At 62.9% G+C, this 412-nt stretch carries 1 pseudogene; it reads left to right on the top strand.

The window, feature by feature from the left end:
• Positions 1–412, top strand: a pseudogene (locus QP442_RS08395) (polyribonucleotide nucleotidyltransferase); the annotation flags it as partial.

The raw sequence follows: 412 nt of genomic DNA, 5'->3' as shown, positions 1-412 counted from the left end.
CAATGACCTCACCGATCAGATCGTTTCCGAACTGACGGTGCCCGCCGATGCCCAGTTCAATCTGGAAGAAGACGGCCCCGGGCTCGCCGCCGCGGTCAATGACCACTTCAAGGAAGTCATGCGCCGCCACGTCCTCACCGAAAACGTGCGTATGGACGGGCGCCGCCCCACCGATATTCGCTCGATTTCCGCGCAGGCTGGCGTGTTGCCGCGCGTGCACGGCTCGGCGATCTTCCAGCGTGGCGAAACCCAGATCCTCGGGGTGACCACCCTCAATATGCTCAAGATGGAGCAGCCGCTGGATAATCTTTCCCCGATTACCCACAAGCGCTACATCCACCACTACAACTTCCCGCCCTACTGCACCGGCGAAACCGGGCGCGTGGGCAGCCCCAAGCGCCGCGAAATCGGG

The organism is Pauljensenia sp. UMB1177 (assembly GCF_030217965.1).
GTDB lineage: Bacteria > Actinomycetota > Actinomycetes > Actinomycetales > Actinomycetaceae > Pauljensenia > Pauljensenia turicensis_A.
The sequence above is the reverse complement of the archived record's forward strand: the minus strand, read 5'-3'. Positions and strand labels throughout refer to the sequence as shown.